Source organism: Shewanella sp. SM29 (assembly GCF_025654245.1).
Lineage (GTDB): Bacteria > Pseudomonadota > Gammaproteobacteria > Enterobacterales > Shewanellaceae > Shewanella > Shewanella oncorhynchi.
The window spans coordinates 1-615 of sequence record NZ_JAKKRN010000094.1; the positions used below are offsets into that span (position 1 = coordinate 1).

At 44.7% G+C, this 615-nt stretch carries 1 protein-coding gene and 1 pseudogene; both read left to right on the forward strand.

What is annotated here, in order from left to right; all coding sequences use genetic code 11:
* Positions 1-367 (forward strand): annotated as a pseudogene (locus tag L5L77_RS22600) (IS5 family transposase); the annotation flags it as partial.
* Positions 368-434: 67 nt separating this feature from the next.
* On the forward strand, positions 435-615 hold a 181-nt coding region (locus L5L77_RS22605), incomplete at its 3' end, for a transposase (protein WP_263143585.1).

The following is a 615-nucleotide window of genomic DNA, read 5'->3' on the forward strand; positions in this document are numbered from 1 at the left end:
TGAGTGGAAAGTGAAGAAACATGGCACAGATGTAAAGCGCCGAGTGTGGCGCAAACTGCATATTGCCGTAGATACACATAGCCATGAAATTATTGCCGCAGAACTCAGTTTATCAGGTGTAACAGACGCAGAAGTGATGCCCAATTTACTTAAGCAAACCCATCGAAAAATCCGCAATATCTCGGGTGATGGTGCTTACGACACAAAAGCCTGTCACGAAGCCGTTCGTCGAAAACGCGCTTTAGTGCTCATTCCACCTAGGGAAGGTGCTGCACTATGGGAACAAGGACATCCACGAAACTTAGCCGTCAGTTGGCAACAGCTTCATGGCTCAAATAAGCAATGGAAAAAACGGTATGGTTATCATTGTTCTGGTCTAATCCCATCGGACACTTAATTTTGAGACAGTATGGTCAATAAATTAAGAGGTCTATATGAGTCTGAAGAAATCACATAAGAGTTATCCCCAGGCATTTAAAGATGAAGCTGTCTTGATGGTGCTAGAACAAGGTTATAGCGTTGCCGATGCGGCAAAGTCTCTTGGAGTTAGCACGAGCCTGCTTTACAACTGGAAGGAAAAACACGAAGCCCTGCAACAAGGCATCACCTTAGAAG